The sequence below is a fragment of the Streptomyces sp. NPDC048420 genome (assembly GCF_040651535.1).
Classification (GTDB): domain Bacteria; phylum Actinomycetota; class Actinomycetes; order Streptomycetales; family Streptomycetaceae; genus Streptomyces.
Window position 1 is genome coordinate 61,351 of sequence record NZ_JBEZKG010000019.1, and the last position, 20,258, is coordinate 81,608.

The 20,258-nt window shown below is 72.5% G+C and carries 11 protein-coding genes; 3 read left to right on the forward strand and 8 right to left on the reverse strand.

Going from position 1 to position 20,258, the window contains the following annotated elements; genetic code table 11:
• From AB0D34_RS32385 to AB0D34_RS32395, 3 genes are all read right to left on the reverse strand, one after another.
• Positions 1 to 3,495, reverse strand: coding sequence for an ATP-dependent DNA helicase (locus tag AB0D34_RS32385; RefSeq protein ID WP_362667998.1), 3,495 nt, complete (start codon positions 3,493 to 3,495; stop codon positions 1 to 3).
• 122 nt (positions 3,496 to 3,617) lie between these two features.
• On the reverse strand, positions 3,618 to 7,016 hold the full coding sequence (locus AB0D34_RS32390) for an ATP-dependent DNA helicase (protein WP_362668001.1): 3,399 nt from the start codon (positions 7,014 to 7,016) through the stop codon (positions 3,618 to 3,620).
• Positions 7,017 to 7,282: 266 nt separating this feature from the next.
• Positions 7,283 to 7,669 (reverse strand): MGMT family protein, encoded by a 387-nt coding sequence (locus AB0D34_RS32395; RefSeq protein ID WP_362668004.1) that lies wholly within the window; start codon positions 7,667 to 7,669, stop codon positions 7,283 to 7,285.
• Between the two features lie 186 nt (positions 7,670 to 7,855).
• On the opposite strand from AB0D34_RS32395, the gene AB0D34_RS32400 reads away from it, so the two are divergent.
• The 3 genes from AB0D34_RS32400 (at position 7,856) to AB0D34_RS32410 (ending at position 13,864) form a co-directional block, all read left to right on the forward strand.
• Entirely contained in the window at positions 7,856 to 10,564 is a 2,709-nt protein-coding gene (locus tag AB0D34_RS32400) for a lysylphosphatidylglycerol synthase domain-containing protein (protein ID WP_362668007.1), read from the forward strand.
• Between the two features lie 82 nt (positions 10,565 to 10,646).
• A complete protein-coding gene (locus tag AB0D34_RS32405) occupies positions 10,647 to 12,191 on the forward strand; it encodes an alpha/beta hydrolase (protein WP_362668009.1) in 1,545 nt (514 codons plus the stop codon).
• Between the two features lie 137 nt (positions 12,192 to 12,328).
• Complete coding sequence (locus AB0D34_RS32410; RefSeq protein WP_362668011.1) at positions 12,329 to 13,864, forward strand: alpha/beta hydrolase; 1,536 nt, start codon at positions 12,329 to 12,331, stop codon at positions 13,862 to 13,864.
• A gap of 56 nt (positions 13,865 to 13,920) precedes the next feature.
• On the opposite strand, the gene moeZ is transcribed toward AB0D34_RS32410, so the two are convergent.
• The 5 genes from moeZ to AB0D34_RS32435 form a co-directional block, all read right to left on the reverse strand.
• Positions 13,921 to 15,099 (reverse strand): adenylyltransferase/sulfurtransferase MoeZ, encoded by a 1,179-nt coding sequence (gene moeZ / locus AB0D34_RS32415; protein WP_362668013.1) that lies wholly within the window; start codon positions 15,097 to 15,099, stop codon positions 13,921 to 13,923.
• Between the two features lie 63 nt (positions 15,100 to 15,162).
• The gene (locus tag AB0D34_RS32420; RefSeq protein ID WP_362668015.1) at positions 15,163 to 15,912 is read right to left on the reverse strand and encodes a spherulation-specific family 4 protein; all 750 of its coding nucleotides are present in this window, start codon (positions 15,910 to 15,912) and stop codon (positions 15,163 to 15,165) included.
• Positions 15,900 to 16,859, reverse strand: a complete 960-nt coding sequence (locus AB0D34_RS32425) for an NAD-dependent epimerase/dehydratase family protein (RefSeq protein ID WP_362668017.1) — start codon at positions 16,857 to 16,859, stop codon at positions 15,900 to 15,902. Before AB0D34_RS32425 ends, AB0D34_RS32420 begins: the two co-directional genes overlap by 13 nt.
• A 307-nt stretch (positions 16,860 to 17,166) precedes the next feature.
• Positions 17,167 to 18,486: a hypothetical protein gene (locus AB0D34_RS32430; protein WP_362668020.1), complete on the reverse strand. Its 1,320-nt coding sequence runs from the start codon at positions 18,484 to 18,486 to the stop codon at positions 17,167 to 17,169.
• Positions 18,483 to 20,189 (reverse strand): DUF3492 domain-containing protein, encoded by a 1,707-nt coding sequence (locus AB0D34_RS32435; RefSeq protein ID WP_362668022.1) that lies wholly within the window; start codon positions 20,187 to 20,189, stop codon positions 18,483 to 18,485. Before AB0D34_RS32435 ends, AB0D34_RS32430 begins: the two co-directional genes overlap by 4 nt.
• Between the last annotated feature and the right edge of the window lie 69 nt (positions 20,190 to 20,258).

Genomic DNA, 20,258 nt, shown 5'->3' on the forward strand with positions numbered 1-20,258 from the left:
CTATCGGCCCGCACCGACATCCTCGTTGGGCGGTTCCTCACAGTTTGCTTGCGCGGAACTGTCCTCCAGCCCGCCCGGTTCCCGTGTGAGCAGCCGCTCCAGGGCCGCTCTGTCAGGCAGATTCCTGGGTCGTACGACCTCTCCGGTGCGGACGTAAAGGAACGTGGCCGTGACCGATTCCACAGGCACACCCTGCCGCTCGGCCCACGCGAGCCGGTACACGGCGAGCTGGAGGGGGTCGGCGGTGCGGGTGCGACTGGTCTTCCAGTCGACGATCTCGTACGTCGTCTCGCCCCCGTCCGTGTGCCGGTAGACGGCGTCGATACGGCCGCGGACCACGCGCCCCGCGATGGCGAGCTGGAAGGGCGTCTCCAGGCGGTAGGGGGTGCGGTGGGCGTACTCGGTGCGCTCGAAGGCGTCCTTGAGGGCTTCCAGGTCGCGCTCGTCGGCGATCTCGGCGTCGCTGCCCGGTAGGTCGTCCGGCTCCAGCATGGGCAGGGTCAGCGCCTCGAAGCGGGCTTCGACCCAGGCGTGGAACCGGGTGCCCTGACGTGCGGCGGGTTGCGGGGGGCGCGGCATGGGGCGCGCGAGCTCCTTCGCGAGCCCGTCCGGGTCCGAGGCCAGGAGGATCACCTGGGACGCGGTGAGCGACGCGGGCAGCGGCACGTCGGTGACTGCCTCCCGCGCGCGCAGGAGTTCCCCGGTGAGGGCGTCGAGGTCACGGTCCCAGGAGTCGACGGTGCGGGCTTCCTCGGGGGTGAGGGGCTCGGGTTCGGGTTCCGTGGGGTGGGGGCGGGCCGGAGCGGCGGGGGTTTCCGGCGACGCCGCCTGGTGGGGGACGGCCGGGCGGTCCGTCGTCCAGGTGTCCCAGTCCTCGGCGGAGGGCTCTTCGGCGTACGGCGGCTCCTCGTCGTCCGGCGGTGGCGGCCACTCGGGGTCGTCGTAGGCGTCCGGGTCGTGTACGGCGGCGGGGTGGGCGTCCGTGTGGGAGGCGAGCCGTTCGAGGTGGGCCAGGACGGTCTCGGCGGCCGCCCGGCGTCGGGCCAGAGCCAGGTCGTCGAGGGGCAGGGGCCAGACCTGGTCGGCGGTCTGGCTGTGGAGTGCCGGGTTCTCCTCGTCCTCGGCGGGTTCGTCGGCCCAGGCCTCGATCTCGCCGTGGCCGGAGGTGCAGTGGTCGTGGAGGGCCTGGAGGAAGTCGGACGGCCCCCGGGGCTTCTTCTGCGTGGGGCCCCACCAGTGGCCGGAGCCGAGGAGGAGGGAGCGGGGGCGGGTGAAGGTGACGTAGCCGAGGCGGAGTTCCTCGGTGTGCTGGTGGTCCTTCATGGCCTCGTGGAAGGCCTTCATGCCGCGGGAGTCCCAGGAGGCGATGTCGGGGAGTGTGTCGGCGTCGCCGCGGAGCGCGTGTGGCAAAACCTTGCCCTGGGCGGTCCACTTCTCGCGCCCCTGGCTGCTCGGGAAGGTTCCGGTGACCAGGCCGGGGACGGCGACGACGTCCCACTCCAGGCCCTTGGACTTGTGCGCGGTGAGCACCTTGACGGTGTTCTCGCCGCCCGGCAGGGCGTTGTCGAGGCCCTTCTCGTACTGGGCGGCGGTGCGCAGGAAGGCAAGGAACGCGAGCAGGCTCGCCTCGTTGTCGCCGGCCGCGAAGGCGGCGGCGATGTCGAGGAAGTTGGACAGGGTCTCGCGGCGGCGGGCGGCCAACGCGTGCGGGGACGACGACAGTTCGACCTCCAGGCCGGTGACGGCGAGGACGCGGTGCAGGACGTCCATCAGGGGGTCGGCGAGCGAGCGGCGCAGATCCCGCAGTTCGGCGGCCAGGCGGGCGAACCGCACACGCGCGTCCGGCGAGAAGGGCAGCCCGTCGTCGTCCTCGTCGTCACCGAAGAGAGGCGTCTCCAGGAAGGTCTCCAGGGCGTCCGCGAGCGATATCACCTCGGCCGGGTCGACCCCCTCGACGGCTTCGGCGAGCCGGCGGTCGCGGTCCTCGTCGCCCTCCACGCGCGCGTGGGACACCAGACGCCGGGCACGCCGACCGAGGAGGGCGAGGTCGCGCGGGCCGATGCGCCAGCGCGGGCCGGTCAGCAGGCGGACCAGGGAGGCGTTGGCGCCGGGGTCCTGGAGGACCTCGCAGACGGCGACGAGGTCGGCGACCTCGGGCAGGTGCAGCAGGCCGGAGAGGCCCACCACCTCCACCGGGACGTCCCTCTCGACCAACGCTCCCTGGATCTCCGCGAAGTCGGTCGCGGTGCGGCACAGGACGGCGATCTCGCCGGGCGCCTTCCCGGTCCGCACGAGATGGGCGATGGAGTCCGCAAGCCAGCCGATCTCCTCGGCGTGGGTGGACAGGAGGGCGCAGCGCACCATGCCGTCGCGTTCGGCGCCGGGGGCCGGGCGGAGGGCCTCCACGCCCGCGTGCATGGCGCGCAGGGGCTCGGCGAGGCCGTTGGCGAGGTCGAGGAGGCGGCCGCCGCTGCGGCGGTTCTCGCTGAGCGCCTGGCGGGTGGCCGGGCGCCCGTCGGGGTGGGCGAAGTGCTCGGGGAAGTCGTCGAGGTTGGCGACGGAGGCACCGCGCCAGCCGTAGATGGCCTGGCAGGGGTCACCGACGGCGGTGACCGGGTGGCCGGTGCCGTCACCGAACAGGCCTGCCAGCAGGACGCGTTGGGCGACCGAGGTGTCCTGGTACTCGTCGAGGAGCACCACCCGGAACTCGTCGCGCAGGATGCGGCCCACCTCGGAGATCCCAGCGAGCCGCGCGGACAGGGCGATCTGGTCGCCGAAGTCCAGCAGGTCGCGCTCGCGTTTGGCGGCGCGGTAGCGGACCACCAGATCGGCGAGTTCACGCCGGGCCGCGGCCGCCTCGGGGACCTTCCGCAGGGCGTCGTTGGTGAGCTTGGCGCCCTGGAGGGTCAGCAGCAGTTCGGCGTCGTGGGCTCGCACCTGCTCGGGGCGGACCAGGTGCTCGGCGAGTTCGGCGTCGAGGGTCAGGAGGTCGCTGACCAGGTCGGCGAAGGAGCGGGTCAGGGCCGGGTAGGGGCCGGGGGCCTCGCGCAGCACGCGCGCGGCCAGCTGGTAGCGGGTGGCGTCAGCGAGCAGCCTGGACGTCGGTTCGAGGCCGATGCGCAGTCCGTGGTCGGCCAGCAGGCGGCCCGCGAAGGCGTGGTAGGTGGAGATCACGGGCTCGCCCGGGGGGTTGTCCGGGTCGATGACGTCGGGGTCGGTGACGCCCGCCTTGATGAGCGCCTTGCGGACGCGCTCGGCGAGTTCACCGGCGGCCTTGTTGGTGAAGGTGAGGCCGAGGACCTGTTCGGGGGCGACCTGGCCGGTGCCGACCAGCCAGACCACGCGGGCCGCCATCACCGTCGTCTTGCCCGAGCCCGCGCCCGCCACGATCACCTGCGGGGCGGGCGGCGCGGTGATGCAGGCCGTCTGCTCCGGGGTGAACGGGATGCCGAGGAGCTCCTTGAGCTGATCGGGATCGGTGATACGGGCGGCCATGTCGGAGAGGCTAGCGGCGCGCACTGACAACGGAGGACGAATCGCCCCTCGGGTCGCCTCTCGGGCCGGAAGAAGCGCTGGTCAGCACGTGGGGTGCGACCGATCACACCGGTGTGCCCCGCTCACTCCACCACGTGCCGGCCTTCCGGCTGGGCGCTGCACGAAGCCCGGAAAGCGCAGTGGGAGCAGTGCTGCCCGGCGTTCGGTGTGAACCGTTCGTCGAGGACCTTGCCGGCCGCGGTGGCGAGCAGGTCGCCGACCCACTCCCCCTCCAGCGGCTCCTGGGCCTGCACCTTGGGCAGGGTCTCGCCGCCGTCCCGCTTGGGGGCACCCTGACGCAGCTGGACGAGTTCGGCGCCGCCCGGCTCGGGCCGTACGCCGTCGAAGGCCTCGTCCACGGCGCCCTCGCGGACGGCGAGCTGGTAGACGGCGAGCTGGGGGTGGTGTTCCACCTCGGCGGAACTCACCGGCTGCTTACCGGTCTTGAAGTCGACGACGTACGCGCGGCCCTCGCCGTCGGCCTCCACGCGGTCCATCTGGCCGCGGATGCGCACCTCGACCTCGCCGGCCTCCAGGGTGACGTCGAAGTCGTGCTCGCTGGCCACCGGGGTGCGGCCGGTGCGGTCCATGACGTGCCACTTCAGGAAGCGTTCGAGCGCCACGCGCGCGTTCTCCTTCTCCTGCGCCGACTTCCAGGGCGCGTCGAAGGCGAGCGCGTTCCACACGGAGTCGAGACGCTCCATGAGGACGGCGAGGTCGGCCGGGGTGTGTCCGGAGGCGACCTCGTCGGCGAGGACGTGCACGACGTTGCCGAAGCCCTGGGCGGCCGTCGCGGGCGCGTCGGCCTTCACCTCGCGGCCCAGGAACCACTGCAGGGCGCAGGTGTTGGCGAGCTGGTCGAGGGCGCTTCCGGAGAGCACGACGGGCTGGTCGCGGTTGCGCAGCGGCACCTTGGACTCGGTCGGCTCGAACATGCCCCACCAGCGGTAGGGATGGGCCGACGGGACGAGCGGGCGGCCGTCCTCGTCGGCGAGGGCGGCGAGCCTGGCAAGGCGGCGGGCGGCGGCCTCCCTGAGGGTGTCGGAGACGCGCGGGTCGACCGTGGTGGCGCGGAGTTCGGCGACCAGGGCGGCGACGGACAGGGGGCGGCGCGGGCGGCCCGTCACGTCCTTGGGTTCTACGCCGAGTTCGGTCAGGAAGCGGGAGGGCTGATCGCCGTCGTCGGCCGGCGCCTTCACCGCGGTGACGACCAGGCGCTCACGCGCGCGTGTGGCGGCGACGTAGAACAGGCGGCGCTCCTCGGCGAGCAGGGCGCCCGGGGTGAGCGGTTCGGCGAGACCGTCGCGGCCGATGCGGTCGGCCTCCAGGAGGGAGCCGCGGCGGCGCAGATCGGGCCACAGGCCCTCCTGGACGCCCGCTACGACGACCAGGCGCCACTCCAGCCCCTTGGAGCGGTGCGCGGTCATCAGACGGACGGCGTCGGGGCGTACGGCACGCCGGGTGAGGGTGTCGGCGGCGATGTCCTCGGCATCGATCTCCTCCAGGAAGTTCAGGGCGCCGCGGCCTCCGGTGCGCTCCTCGGCGCGCGCGGCGGTCGCGAACAGCGCGCACACGGCGTCGAGATCACGGTCCGCGTTGCGTCCCGCCGCACCGCCGCGCCGGGCGGCCCGCTCCAGGCGCCCGGGCCACGGGGTGTCCTCCCACAGGTCCCACAGCGCCTCCTCGGCGCTGCCGCCGCCTGCCAGACGCTCACGCGCCTTCTTGAGCAGCGCACCGAGCCGCTGGGCCCCGCGCGCGTACGCGGGGTCGTGCACAGCCAGCCGCTCGGGCTCGGCCAGGGCCCGCGCGAGCAGCTCGTCCGAGGGCGGCGGGAGGGCGTTGCCTGCGGCCCGTTCTTCGTCCCGCAGGGCACGTCCGAGACGCCGCAGGTCGGCGGCGTCCATAGCGGCGAGGGGCGAGGCGAGGAGGGTGAGGGCGGTCTCGGTGTCGAGCCAGGAGGTGGCCGACTGCGGCTCTTCGGAGACCTCCTGCGGCGGGCCGTCGGAGACCTGTTGCGGCTCGTCGGACACCGGCTGCGGCTCGTCATCGGCGGCAGCGCCGTCCTCAGTCCGTACGACATCCCCCGCCGCCTCCGCCGCGGCCACCGCCCGGAGCGCGGTCAACAGCGGCGCGACCGCCGGTTCGTGCCGCAGCGGCAGATCGTCGCCGTCGATGTCGAGGGGCACTCCGGCCGCCGTGAGAGCGCGTCGGACCGTCGGGATCGTGAGCGAGCCCGCGCGCACCAGGACCGCCATCTCGCCCCAGGGCACGCCGTCCTCCAGGTGTGCCCGGCGCAGGATGTCCGCGATGTTGTCCAGTTCGGTGCCGGACGTCGGGTACGTGTACACCTCGACGTGCCCCCCGTCCCGGGCCGGGGCGAGTTCACGGTGGGCGCGGACCTTCTCGGACGGCAGCCGGGTCAGCGGCATGCGCTGGGTCACCAGCCGGGTCGCGGCCAGCAAGGAGGCTCCGGAGCGGCGGGAGGTGCGCAGGACCTCGACGGGGGCGGTCCGGCCGTCCGCGCGCGGGAAGGCGTCCGGGAAGTCGAGGATGCCGTTCACGTCCGCGCCGCGGAAGGCGTAGATCGACTGGTCGGGGTCGCCGAAGGCGACGAGGGTGCGGCCGCCGCCCGCGAGGGCCTGCAGCAGCCGCACCTGGGCCGGGTCGGTGTCCTGGTACTCGTCGACGAACACGGCGTCGTACTGGGCGGCGAGTTGTGCGGCGGCCTCGGGGCGGCGGGCGAGGAGCACCGCGCGGTGGACCAGTTCGGCGTAGTCGAGGACGCCCTGGAGGTCGAGGACGTCGAGGTACTCGGCGAGGAAGGCGGCCGCGGCCCGCCAGTCGGGGCGGCCGATGCGGCGGGCGAAGGCGTCCAGGGCGCCGGGTCCGAGGCCCAGTTCGCGGCTGCGGGCGAGGACCGCGCGGACCTCGTCGGCGAAGCCTCGGGTGGTCAGGCAGGCGCGCAGTTCGTCCGGCCAGCGCACATGGGCGAGGCCGAGCCGCTCCAGGTCGGGCTGGCCGGCCAGCAGTTCGCGCACGGTGACGTCCTGCTCGGGTCCCGACAGCAGCCGCAGCGGTTCCACGAACAGGTCGCTGTCCTGGTGGGCGCGGACCAGGGCGTAGCAGAACGAGTGGAAGGTGGTCGCCTGGGGCGCTCGGGCGGCCCCGATGCGCAGGGCCATGCGATCACGCAGTTCGACGGCCGCCTTGCGGCTGAACGTCAGCACGAGCACGCGCGCGGGGTCCCCTCCGCGGGCGATTCGTGACGCCACCGACTCGACGAGCGTGGTGGTCTTCCCGGTGCCCGGACCTGCAAGAACGAGCAAAGGGCCGGTCCGGTGCTCAACCACCGCGCGCTGTGCGGCGTCCAGACGAGGGGGATCCACGCGGGCCGGCTGGGTACGCACCAGTCGATAAGCGCCACGGGCCCCCTGTCGCACCTGGGAGTGCGACAGACGCCTGGTGGAGGAAGAGGAGCTCACGTGGTTCGCCGGTCCTGGTGGGTGTGCTGTTGGGCGGCCCCCCGCGCGTGGAGGGCGGTGGGCGGGGGATGAGGGGGACGCGTGCAGCCGACGCTACGCCGACGCAGAGTGCGGAAGCAGGGCTTCCTCTTCTTCCCGCGCGGCCCACACGACGCTCGCGACCCGTACGTCCCTCGCCCCACGAACGTACGGCATGCCACGGACGTGCCCCGTTTCCCCCGTCCGGGCCTCAGGGTGCCCCTGGGGCCGCGCGATGGCGGAAGCTGTCAGGTGTGACCCTCCGCCCGCTCGCCGCCGTCCCAGCGCGCCCGCCGCATGTCCAGGCGCGGCAGATGGCCCTCGGCGGCCCTGCTCGCCTCCTTCAGGGGTGTGCCCTCGGTGCGGTAGTGGTCGAGCGCCCGCAGTTCGTGCCCCGGGAGCAGGGCGCCGTCCGCGCGAACGACACGCCACCACGGTACGGCGCCGCCGTACAGGGCCATGACCCGGCCGACCTGGCGGGGCCCGCCCTCCTCGAGCCACTCGGCGACGTCGCCGTACGTCATGACGCGCCCGGGCGGGATGCGTTCGGCCACGTCGAGGACCCGCTCGGCGTACTCCGGCAGTGCGTCCGCGTACTCCGGGTGGGGGTCCTGAGGAAGGCTCTGCTCGCTCATCCGCCCCATCCTGCCCCACCCCACCGACAATGTGACGGGCCCGCGACCGTGCGTATCCCTCGCCCGGGAACGGCGCTTCAGGCAGACTGTGCGCCCCCGCTTGTGCACCCTGACACCCCCGTGTGTCGGTGGGGCATGCCACCATCGTGCGGGCGGTGACTGGTGATACGAGATCAAGAAGAGACGATGAAGCCACAGGGTGTGCACCCGGAGGACGCCGAGAGCACCTCTGACGCTTCCTCGCGCCCCGGCACCGCCGACGCGGCCGGCAAGGACACCGACGACTGCGCCGAGGAAGTGCCCGTCGACGAGGTCGAGGGCGACGAGCCGCTGCTCCCCGCGCGCGTGCACCGGCCCTCCGACCTGATGCGGCTGCTGGTCGGTGTGCTGGCCGTCGTCATCCTGCTCGCCATCGCCGCGTTCGCGCACGGCACCACCTCCGGGCTCGAACAGGACATCAACAAGGGCACCGGGCAGGCGCCCGACCTGCTCATCAAGATCGCCGGTCTCGCCTCCAGCATCGCGATCCTCCTGGTCCCGGTCGCCTTCGCGATCGAACGCCTGATCAAGCGCGACGGGCTGCGGATCGCCGACGGTGTGCTCGCCGCGGTCCTCGCCCACGGTGTGACCCTCGCCACCGACCTGTGGGTCGCCAAGGCCGCCCCGGACTCGATCCAGGAGGCGCTCACCCAGCCCTCCCCCGGCGACATCCACGCCCTCACCGACCCCGTGCACGGCTATCTGGCGCCCGTCATCGCCTATATGACGGCCGTCGGCATGTCCCGCAGGCCGCGCTGGCGGGCGGTGCTGTGGATCGTGCTGATGCTCGACGCGTTCTCGATGCTCGTCACCGGCTACACCACCCCGTTCTCGATCATCCTGACGGTGCTGATCGGCTGGACGGTGGCCTACGGCACGCTGTACGCGGTCGGCTCGCCCAATGTCCGCCCCACCGGGCAGACGCTGATGGCGGGACTCAGGACCGTCGGCTTCCACCCGGTCGGCGCGGCTCGCGAGGAGTCCCTGGAGTCCGCGGAGAACGGCGACCGCGGCCGGCGTTACTACGTCACCCTGGAAGACGGCCCGCCGCTGGACGTGACGGTCGTCGACCGGGAACAGCAGGCTCAGGGCTTCTTCTACCGGGTGTGGCGCAACCTCACCTTGCGCGGCTTCGCGACCCGCAGCAGTCTCCAGTCGCTGCGGCAGGCCCTGGAGCAGGAGGCTCTGCTCGCCTACGCGGCCATCGCGGCCGGCGCCAACGCGCCCAAGCTGATCGCCACCTCCGAACTCGGCCCCGACGCCGTGATGCTCGTCTACGAGCACACCGGCGGGCGCACGCTCGAATCCCTGACCGAGGACGAGATCACCGACGACCTGCTGCGCAACACCTGGCGTCAGGTGCAGGCGCTCCAGTCGCGGCGCATCGCGCACCGCAGGCTCGCGGGTGACGCGATCTTGGTGGATCGTTCCGGCGCGGTGGTCCTCACCGACCTGCGCGGCGGTGAGATCGCGGCCAGCACCCTGCTGCTGCGCATGGACGTCGCCCAGCTGGTGACCACCCTGGGGCTGCTGACGGGCGCGGAGCGCGCGGTGGCCTCGGCGGTCAGCGTCCTCGGCCCGGACGCCGTGGCGGACTGTCTGCCGATGCTCCAGCCCATCGCGCTGACGCGTTCCACGCGCGCGACGCTGCGCAGACTCGCCCGGGAGCGGGCCCAGCGCGAGCGCGAGGCGGTCCTGGAGGCCTCCCAGCAGGCCAGGCAGGCCCGTCTGGAGGAGGTGCCGGAGGACGCGAGGCCGGTACTGGAAAAGCCCGACAAGAAGGCCGTGCGCGCGGAGGCGCGGGCCGAGAAGCGGGCCATCGACGAGGCCCTGGAGGAGGCGCGCGAGGAGGACCTGCTGACGCAGATCCGCCACCAGGTGCTGCTGATCAGGCCACAGGCACCGGTCGAGCCGGCCCGTCTGGAACGGGTGAAGCCGCGCACGCTGATCAGCTTCATCGCCGGTGCCATCGGCGCGTACTTCCTGCTGACACAGCTCACCCACATCGAGTTCGGACCGCTCATCGAGAACGCCGAGTGGGGCTGGGTCGCGGCGGCCGTGCTGTTCTCGGCGTGCAGCTATTTCGCGGCGGCCATGGCGCTGCTGGGCTTCGTGCCCGAACGGGTGGGGTTCCTGCGGACGGTGGCGGCCCAGGTCGCCGGGTCGTTCGTGAAGATCGTCGCGCCGGCCGCGGTGGGCGGGGTGGCTCTCAACACGCGCTTCCTGCAACGCCAGGGGGTGCGACCGGGGCTCGCGGTGGCGAGTGTCGGCGCCTCGCAGTTGTTCGGGCTCGGCTGCCACATCCTGATGCTGCTGTCCTTCGGCTATCTGACCGGCACCGAGAAGACGCCCTCGCTGTCGCCGTCCCGCACGGTCATCGCGGGTCTGCTGACGGTCGCGGTGTTCGTGCTCGTGGTCACCTCGGTGCCGTTCCTCAGGAAATTCGTCGTCACGCGCGTGAGGTCGCTGTTCGCGGGTGTCGTCCCGCGCATGCTGGACGTGCTCCAGCGGCCGCAGAAGCTGGTCACCGGCATCGGCGGCATGCTGTTGCTGACGGCCTGCTTCGTGATGTGCCTGGACGCCTCGATCCGCGCCTTCGGCCAGGAGGGCACGTCGCTCAGCATCGCCAGCGTCGCCGTCGTCTTCCTCGCCGGCAACGCGCTCGGTTCGGCGGCCCCGACGCCCGGTGGCGTGGGCGCCGTGGAAGCCACCTTGACGGTCGGTCTGATCGCCGTGGGGCTCCCCAAGGAGGTCGCCGCCCCGGCCGTCCTGCTGTTCCGTCTGCTGACGCTGTGGCTGCCCGTGCTGCCGGGCTGGCTGGCCTTCAACCACCTGTCCAGGAAGGGCGCGCTGTAGCGCCCGCAGCCTGATCCACGGCACGTACCTCGTACGGCTCGCGCCCCGAGCGCACCCACGCGCGCGACCACAGGATGGGATCATGCCGAACCCCCCTCGCCTGCGCGTCGCGGCCCTGACCGTCACCGCCCTCCTGCTGGCCTCCGTGCTGGCGGGCTGCGGCGACGAATCGCAGGACGAGGACCTCTCGGCCCAGAAGCTGAACTGGAAGGACTGCCCGGCCCCGTCCCGGGCCGAGGGCGGCGGCGACGCCCCTTCCCCACTGCCGGGCGGCGACGAGTGGCAGTGCGCCACGCTCAAGGCCCCCCTGGACTGGGCGAAGCCCAAGGGGGACACGATCGGCCTCGCGCTGATCCGGGCGAAGGCCAGTGGCACCGAGGGCCGGCGCATCGGCTCGCTCGTCTTCAACTTCGGCGGCCCCGGCGGCTCGGGCGTCACCACGCTGCCCGCCTTCGCCGCGGACTACGCGAAACTGCGCACCCGCTACGACCTGGTGAGCTTCGACCCGCGCGGAGTCGGCCGCAGCGCGCCGGTGGAGTGCCTGAACGACCTTCAGCTCGACGTCTACTTCCAGCAGGACGGGACCCCGGACGACTCGGCCGAGCGCACCGCCCTACTGGCCAACACCAAGGAGTTCAACGCGGCCTGCGAGGACAACTCCAAGAAGATGCTGGCGCATGTGCGCACCACCGACGCGGCCCGCGACATGGACCTGATGCGCCAGGTCCTCGGCGACGACAAGCTGTACTACTTCGGCATCTCGTACGGCACCGAACTCGGCGGCGTCTACGCCCACCTGTTCCCGGAGAACGTGGGGCGCGCGGTCTTCGACGCGGTCGTGGACCCGACGCAGAACAGCGAGCAGGGTTCGCTCGGACAGGCCGAGGGCTTCCAGCTCGCGCTGGACAACTTCGCCGAGGACTGCACCTCCAAGACAGAGGAATGCCCCGTCGGAGACACCGCGCAGGACGTCAAGGACCGTATCGCCACACTGCTCACGGACCTCGACAAGAAGCCGATCCCCGGCATCGGCCAACGCGTGCTGACGCAGACCGCGGCGACCAACGGCATCGCGCAGGCGCTGTACTCGAAGGACTTCTGGGAGTACCTCGTCTCGGGCCTGGAGCAGGCGTACGACGGCGACGGCAGGGTCCTGATGCTGCTGTCCGACCTGATGAACGGGCGCAGCGACAACGGCGAGTACAACAACCTCACCGCTGCCAACATCTCCATCGACTGCGCCGACGACAAGCCCCGGTACACCGCCGCCGACGTCGAGCGGAAGCTGCCCGAGTTCCGTGCCGCGTCTCCCCTCTTCGGCGACTTCATGGCCTGGTCGATGGTGAACTGCACCGACTGGGCCGTGGCGGGCGCCGCCGACCATCCCGACGTGAGCGCCCCCGGCTCGGCACCGATCCTCGTCGTGGGCAACACCGGCGACCCGGCCACCCCCTACGAGGGAGCACGGAAGATGGTCGAGGCGCTCGGTGCGGGCGTCGGGGTCGAGCTCACCTACAAGGGACAGGGCCACGGGGCGTACGACAGCAAGAACAAGTGCGTGCAGGACGCGGTGAACGGCTATCTCCTGACCGGGAAGGCGCCGGCCGCGGGGACCGTCTGCTCCTAGCACCACCCTACGGAGAACCCTTGAAATCTGCTGGTCAGAAGGTTATCCACAGGCCCCGACGGGTGTCTCGTGATCGGCCTACCATGGCCGCAACGCCATCCGCTGCTCGGTGCGGACGGCTTGGGAGGGGGATTGCGATGGGGCGTTTCGTACGGTGGGCGGCCGCGACCGCCGCGACCGCACTGCTGGCGGCGGGATGCAGCGGCGGCTCGTCCGGCAATGAGGGGGACGACCCGTCCGGCAGCACCGGATCCACCACCAGGGACGCGAAGGCCCTGCCCGCCGCACTGACCTCGCAGAGACTCGACTGGGAACGCTGCAAGGCCACCGCGGGCAACTCCCCGCCCGGCCGCGACTGGCAGTGCGCGACGCTGAAGGTACCCCTGGACTGGTCGAAGCCGGAGGGTGAGACGATCGGCCTCGCGCTGATCCGCGCCAAGGCCCGCGGTGACGACCGCATCGGCTCGCTCCTGTTCAACTTCGGCGGCCCCGGCCTGACGGGGGTGGGCACGATGCCCGCCTACGCCGCCACCGCCTCCCTCCTGCGCGAGCACTACGACCTGGTGAGCTGGGACCCGCGCGGGGTCGGTGCCAGCGAGGGTGTCCGCTGCCGGGGTGACAAGGAGATCCAGGCCGCCGAAGCCGTGGACGCCACTCCGGACACCCCAGCCGAGGAGCGGGCGTATCTCCGGGACGCCGCCGACTTCGCCCGGGGCTGCGAGAAGGACGCGGGCCGGCTGCTGGCGCACGTCTCGACCACCGACACGGCCCGCGACATGGACCTGATGCGCCAGGTCCTCGGCGACAGCGAGATGCACTACTTCGGCATCTCGTACGGCACCCAGCTCGGCGGCGTCTACGCCCACCTGTTCCCGGAGAAGGTGGGGCGGCTGGTGCTCGACGCGGTCGTCGACCCGAGCGCCGACATGGTGGGACATCGCGAGAACCAGGCCCGGGGCTTCCAGCGCGCGCTCGACAACTACCTGAAGTCCACCGGCCAGGACCCCGCAGAGGGCACACGCAGGATCGCGGACCTGCTGGACCGGATCGACGCCGACCCGCTGGACACGTTCTCCGGGCGGAAACTGACCCAGGTGCTCGCGTTCACGGGCATCGTCCTGCCGCTGTACAGCAAGGACAGCTGGCCCTCGCTGACCAGCGCCCTCCAGACCGCCGAGCAGGGGGACGGCTCCGAACTGCTGGCGCTCGCCGACGACTACAACGAGCGTGACGCCTCGGGCCACTACGGCCTGCTGCCGCACTCGCAACGGGTCATATCGTGCTTGGACGACAAGCAGCGGCCCACACTCGCGGAGGCGAAGAGGCTGCTGCCGGAGTTCGAGAGGGTCTCGCCCGTCTTCGGCCCCTTCCTGGGCTGGGACTCGGCCGGCTGGTGCCACGACTGGCCGGTGTCCGGGCAGTCCGAGACACCGGAGGTGAGCGCATCCGGTGCGGCACCGGTGCTGGTGGTCGGCAACACGGGCGACCCGGCGACGCCGTACGAGGGTGCCCGCAGGATGGCGGACGAACTGGGCAAGGGGGTCGGTGTGGAGCTCACCTGGAAGGGCCAGGGACATACGGCGTACGGGAACGGGAGCGACTGCGTGGACTCCACGGTGAACGCGTATCTGCTGAAGGGCACGGTGCCGAAGGACGGCAAGGTCTGTGCCTGACAGCGGAAAGGGGCCCTGCACACCAGGTGCCGAGCCCCTCCCAGGAAATCGTTGGCCTAGTACACCGGCTTGTGCGGCTCGATCTGGTTGACCCAGCCGACCACACCGCCGCCGACGTGCACGGCGTCGGAGAAGCCGGCGGACTTCAGGACCGCGAGGACTTCCGCACTGCGGACACCCGTCTTGCAGTGCAGGACGATCTTCTTGTCCTGCGGGAGGCCCTCCAGGGCGGTGCCCATGAGGAACTCGTTCTTCGGGATCAGCTTGGCGCCCGGGATGGAGACGATCTCGTACTCGTTGATCTCTCGGACGTCGATGATCTCGATGTTCTCGCCGTCGTCGATCCACTCCTTGAGCTGCTTGGGAGTGATCGTCGAGCCGGCGGCCGCCTCCTGGGCCTCCTCGGAGACGACGCCGCAGAAGGCCTCGTAGTCGATGAGCTCGGTGACGGTCGGGTTCTCACCGCAGACCGCGCAGTTCGGGTCCTTGCGGACCTTGACCTGGCGGTACTGCATCTCCAGGGCGTCGTAGATCATCAGGCGGCCGACGAGGGGCTCGCCGGTGCCGGTGAGGACCTTGATGGCCTCGGTGACCTGGATGGAGCCGATGGACGCGCACAGCACGCCCAGGACGCCACCCTCGGCGCAGGAGGGGACCATGCCGGGGGGCGGGGGCTCCGGGTAGAGGCAGCGGTAGCAGGGACCGTGCTCGGACCAGAAGACGGAGGCCTGGCCGTCGAAGCGGTAGATCGAGCCCCAGACGTACGGCTTGTTGAGCAGCACGCACGCGTCGTTGACCAGGTAGCGGGTCGCGAAGTTGTCGGTGCCGTCGACGATCAGGTCGTACTGGCTGAAGATGTCCATCACGTTCTCGGCCTCGAGCCGCTCTTCGTGAAGGATCACGTTCACGTACGGGTTGATGCCGAGGACGGAGTCACGGGCGGACTCGGCCTTGGAGCGGCCGATGTCGGCCTGGCTGTGGATGATCTGGCGCTGCAGGTTCGACTCGTCGACCTCGTCGAACTCCACGATGCCGAGCGTGCCGACGCCCGCCGCGGCCAGGTACATCAGCGCCGGCGAGCCCAGGCCGCCGGCGCCCACACACAGCACCTTGGCGTTCTTCAGCCGCTTCTGCCCGTCCATCCCCACGTCGGGGATGATCAGGTGGCGGGAGTACCTGCGGACCTCGTCTACGGTGAGCTCGGCGGCCGGCTCGACCAGGGGTGGCAGCGACACGGGGACTCCGTTGGTCGGTCAATCACTACAGTTGTTCTCCTCGTAACACTGCCATGGGCTTCTTCATTCCGAGACACCCGTTCCGATCCGCGAGACGATTTCGTCCCAGTAGCCGGGCATGGTCTCCCAGGGGTCGACGCGGCCGACGCGCTCCGTGCGGTCGGTGAACCAGATCGTGGAGGCGCCCTGCCAGCGGGCGATCCGCAGGGCCTCGTCGAGGTGCGGGCCGGGCAGGCCGTGGACGAGGTGGCAGAAGGTCTCGGGCGGGTAGTCGGCGGTCCACTCGGCCACCTGCGACCAGCGGTAGTCGCTCCAGGGGCCGGAGAAGGTGATCAACTGGTCGGCGTTCTCGGCGTACCCGGGGTAGGGGTGGGTGCCGTGGCCGAGGACGATGTGGGCATCGTCACGGATCGCGCGGAACGCGGTGACGGCGCGGCGGACCTCGGGCAGCGCGGCGCGTCCGGTCGGACAGCGGTCCAGGAGGAAGCCGTCGACCCGGTACCAGTCGATGTAGCGGTGGGCTTCGGAGATCAGCTCGCCGAAGGTACGGGCCCCGTAGGCGGTGTCGAGATGGCCGAGAACGCGGACGCCCGCGTTGCGCAGCCGGCCGCACGATGCGAGGCAGTGCGGGTCCGGCCGGGCTCCGGGGCCGTCGGCGACGTTGAGGACGGCCCAGTGCAGGGGGGTGCCCGGGCAGGTGAGTTCGGCCCATTCGGCGGGGGCGACCAGGGGGTGGGCGAAGCCGGGGACACCGAAGCCGGTATGCAGTTCGGTGCTCGACGTGCTGGTCTTCGTACTGGTCAGATGCGGCATGCCGCCTCCATCCAGATGTCGGCGAGGGACTCTTCGAGGTTGATCCGGGGGCGCCAGCCGAGCCGGTCGCGTGCGGTGCGCACATCGGCCTGCTGCCAGCTGCCGCAGCCGTCGGGGTACGGGTACGCGACCGGCGCCGCGTGGTCCGGTTCGGGACGGGGGTGGCCGATGGACGCCCGCAGCGGGCCGGGAGGGCCGTCGAGTTCGTGGAGGGCGCCGCCGTATCCGGCGACCCGGGCCAGTACGGCGGCGGCGTCGCGGAGACGGACGGCACGGCCTGAGCCGATGTTGATGACGCCCTGTGCGGCGGAGAGCGAGGCCGCGTGGACGGCGCGGGCCACGTCGCGGACGTCGACGAAGTCGCGCTGGGCGCCGAGACCGCCGAGCTTCAGTTCGCCGTCGCCCGACTGCATGGCCCTGCGCATGGCCTCGGCGAGCCGGCCCAGCGGGGAGCCCGCGGGAGTGCCCGGGCCCGCCGGGGAGAAGACACGCAGGACGACCGCGTCCAGGCCGGAGCCCAGCACCAGTTCGGTGGCGGCGAGTTTGCTGACGCCGTACGGGCCGCCGGGGCGGGGGACGGCGTCCTCGGCCGTGGAGGAACCGGGTTGGCTGGGGCCGTACTCCGCGCCGCAGCCGATCTGCACCAGCCGGGCCCCGCAGCCGCTGCGCCGCAGCGCCTCGCAGACGGTGGCGACCGCGACCGTGTTGTGGCGGGTGAGATCACGGGCACCGCCGCGGGTGGCACCGGCGCAGTTGACGACGACGCCCGGGTGGACGGCGTCGAGGAACCGGGTGAGGGCTCCGGGGCTGCCGGACGCGAGGTCGAAGCGGACGTCGGCGTCGTCACCACGGCCGAGGGCGGTGAGCTGGACGGCGGGGTCGGCGAGCAGGCGGTCGGCGACGAAGCGGCCGAGGTAGCCGTTGGCTCCGATCAGCAGGACTCTCATCGGGCTGCTCCCGGGGCCTTGGGGGCGGGTCGGGAGGTGGTCATGCGGGTTCTCCTTCGGGAGGGGCGGTACGTGTGCCTTCGGCGCTGGGCCGGGGTGCCTGCGGCGGCCTGTGGGGGTTCGGCGGAGCGGGCGGACTCGACTGCGGCGGGTGGGTGCTGCGACGACGGCTGGTCGGCGGTACGCCACGGGGGTACGCGCGCCGGTGGTACGCCGACCGCGTGTCGGCGGTGCGTCCACGGCTGGTCGGCGGTGCGCCCACAGCTGGGTGGTCGCACCTACGGCGGGTGTGTGCGGCGGGGCCGGGTCAGCATGGCTTCTCCGCCCAGGAGTGGGCCGACGCCCGCGTCAGCTTGCGGATCGCGTGGATCAGCAGGGCCAGGGCGCCGGTCCCGCAGGACAGGGTCTGGATGCCGCCCGGCCCCCAGAGGTCCACGAGGGCCTCCACCGGCGTGGCCAGGAAGGCGCAGCCCGGCAGGCGGGCGGCGAAGGAAGCGGCCAGGGCCGTCCCCTGGGCCGTCGCGGCGGCGGTGAGGACCACCACGGGGGCGTGGGTGAAGCGGTGGACGGTGAGCAGGCGGGCGAGGAAGAGGAGGGCGCCCAGCGTGATGACCTGCGGACAGGCGACGGGTTCGGCCAGGACGGCGCCGGACAGGGCCGCGAGGGCCGTCAGGGCGCACAGGTACAGGGCGAACGTGCCGAGCAGCAGGGGCCGTACGGAGGCCGCGAAGTCCTCCAGGCCGCGACTGACCGTCAGTTTGCGGCGGGCGCGGGCCCCGAAGAGGTGGGCGGCCCAGGCGGCCGGGGCGCAGGACAGGGCAAGGGCGAGGAGGGGTGCCGTGGCCACGGGCCAGGGGGCGTCGGCGGCGCCGGTGGGCAGCGCGTCGGGGCCACCGGTCACGGCCGCCGCGAGCAGGCCGTCGCCGAGTGCGGCATAGGCGAGGAGCCAGTAGGCCCAGGTGGAGGTGGAGGGGGTGGGGGCGCGGTCGGGGGTGGCGAGAGGCCCTCGGGACAGGGCCGCGCGTACGGCGAAGGAGACGGCCAGGGCGCCCACCAGTGCGGCGACGAGCCGGGACTGGCCGTCGGTGAGGCGGATGCCGGCCACTGTGGCCGCGCACATCGCGCCGGGGAGGAGCGTGAGCAGGGCCCAGTCGGCACGGGCCCCGGGTGCCTTCTCGGCCGTGGGAGGCGGGGGTGTCTCGCCGTCCCTCGGGACGCGGGCGTACATCTCCTCGGCGAGCGAGAAGACGTCCCGGTGCCGGAAGCGGACGGCGGTGCGGTCGGTGACGCCGTGGGCTTCCAGGCCCGCCGCGATCTCCAGGGGGTCGACGGCCCGTTCGCACAGCTCGCGGTGACGGTGCATCAGGGCCTTCACCGGGTCGGCTGCGGTACGGCGGACCGAGCTGGGGGTGGGGGTGGACTTGCGGCCGGTGGAGCCCTCGGGGGCATCGGAGGTGGGCGCCGGCAGGGTGCGCGACGCACCGTTTCCGGTCCCGTCCGGCGCGCCGCCGCCCGCGTCCTGTTCGTCCCGTACGGCCGGCTCACCCGCCGGCCACTCCTCCGCGTCCGTGTCCCAGGCACCGGGGCCGGCCGGGGTGCCGGGGCGGTCGAGTCCCAGGTCGCTCATCCGGCCGCTCCTTCCGTGGCAGCGAAGGGGGGTGTCGCGCGGACCGGGGGCCCCGCGGCCCAGCCGGGCCCACCGCGGGCGACGACGCGGGTGGCGTGCTCGGTCCAGCGGCCGGGGACATGGGCCTCGGCGGGGGCGGCGAACGGCAGGGGTTCGCCGGCGCCGTCGAGGACGACCCTGCGGACCGGGGTGCGCGAGACGATCTCCAGGTAAATGCCGTGAAATGCCGTGATGTTCTGTTCCACGGTGAACAGTTCGAGCGCCCGGGCGCGTGCGGCGGCGCCCAGGCGCTCCCGGCGCTCGGGGTCGCGCAGCAACGTCACGCACGCCTCGGCGAGCGCCTTCGGGTTGCGCGGCGGGACGACGAGCCCCGTGCCCCCGATGACCTCCACGACCGCGCCGACATCGGTGGACACGGTGACCCGGGCGCAGAACATGGACTCGACCAGGCTGATCGGGAAGCCCTCGACCACACTGGACAGGACGGTGACGGCGCCGGAGGCGTACGCGTCGGCGAGGGTCGGCACCTCGGGGCCGCCGATCTCCTCGAAGGAGACGGGGTTGTCGCCGACGGCGTGCAGCCCGTCCGCCTCGTCGGGGAAGAGCTGCGCGGCCAGCGCCCTGCAGTGCCCGAGGTAATCGGCGCCCTCGGGGCCGGTGGGCGCGCCGATGATCCTCAGACGGGTCTTGGGCTCCTCCTTGCGGATCTCCGCGAAGGCGTGGAGCAGGGAGATGAGGTCCTTGGCAGGTTCGACGCGGCCGACCCAGACCAGCGTGTCCGGGTCCACGCACGCCGCCGACTCCCCCACCTCGGAGAAGCGGGTGGCGTCCATGCCCGGGTAGACCGTGCGCAGCTTCTCGCGGTCGGCACCGCAGCGCTCCTGCCAGCGGCGGGCGTGGGTGTTGCCAGGTGTGACGACGGCGGCCCGCCGGTAGGTCTCGGTGGCGAGCCGGCCGTGGAAGGCGGCCAGCAGGGCTCGTACGGCGGGCGAGGACTCGGTGTCGGCCAGGTAGTACGTGCGCAGCCGCACGCCGTACTCGGTCACCAGCAGCGGGATGCCGCAGAAGTGGTGCGCGAGGAGCCCGGGCAGGGCGGCCGGGCCGCCGGAGGCCGCGTGGCACAGGTCGACCGCGCCGAGGCCGTCATCCTCGTACCAGTCGAGCGAGAGGGGGCGCAGCGCGCGCTCCAGGTGCGCGGCCACCGCGAGCAGATCGGGTACGCGCGCCTCGCGCGCCGCCTGCCGGGCGCCGGGCGCACGACAGGCGCGCTCCAGGGCGCGTACGGCGGTCTCGGAGCGGAGCGCGCCCACCAGCCCGCCCTCGTCACGGGCGAGTTCGGCGAGGCCGTACAGGGCGCTGGCGAAACGGTCCGCCTCAGCGGCCGACGACTCCGTGGTGCCCTCCGCCACGACCCCTTCGCACAGTGCGGCCGCCAACTCGCCGTAGCACTCGGCGAACCGACGGCGCGCACGCCTGCCGTACACGACCCCGTCGTCCTCGGCGGTCCACAGCGGCGCCGTGATGACCCTGTCGACCTGCGGTGGCAGCTGGACCCAGCCCTCGTCCTCCTGGCGCTCGCTGCGGCTGAGCGCGTAGATGTCGAACTCGTGCTGCTCGAGCCCGCGCACGAGCCGGTCGCACCAGAGCCTGGCGTCACCGCTCACATACGGATAGCCACCCTCCGTAAGCAGTCCTATGCGCACGAGTGCGCCCCCGATCTCCCGTGTGGAGAGCCGCCGTTGGCCCGGCGGCTCGCAGCGGGACGAACGTAT

Bases quoted from the DNA above. Each gene is read 5' to 3' on its own strand.
- AB0D34_RS32385 (WP_362667998.1), bottom strand. From the start codon at position 3,495: ATGGCCGCCCGTATCACCGATCCCGATCAGCTCAAGGAGCTCCTCGGC.
- AB0D34_RS32425 (WP_362668017.1), bottom strand. From the start codon at position 16,859: ATGAGAGTCCTGCTGATCGGAGCCAACGGCTACCTCGGCCGCTTCGTC.
- AB0D34_RS32400 (WP_362668007.1), top strand. From the start codon at position 7,856: ATGAAGCCACAGGGTGTGCACCCGGAGGACGCCGAGAGCACCTCTGAC.
- AB0D34_RS32410 (WP_362668011.1), top strand. From the start codon at position 12,329: ATGGGGCGTTTCGTACGGTGGGCGGCCGCGACCGCCGCGACCGCACTG.
- AB0D34_RS32420 (WP_362668015.1), bottom strand. From the start codon at position 15,912: ATGCCGCATCTGACCAGTACGAAGACCAGCACGTCGAGCACCGAACTG.
- AB0D34_RS32405 (WP_362668009.1), top strand. From the start codon at position 10,647: ATGCCGAACCCCCCTCGCCTGCGCGTCGCGGCCCTGACCGTCACCGCC.
- AB0D34_RS32395 (WP_362668004.1), bottom strand. From the start codon at position 7,669: ATGAGCGAGCAGAGCCTTCCTCAGGACCCCCACCCGGAGTACGCGGAC.
- AB0D34_RS32430 (WP_362668020.1), bottom strand. From the start codon at position 18,486: ATGAGCGACCTGGGACTCGACCGCCCCGGCACCCCGGCCGGCCCCGGT.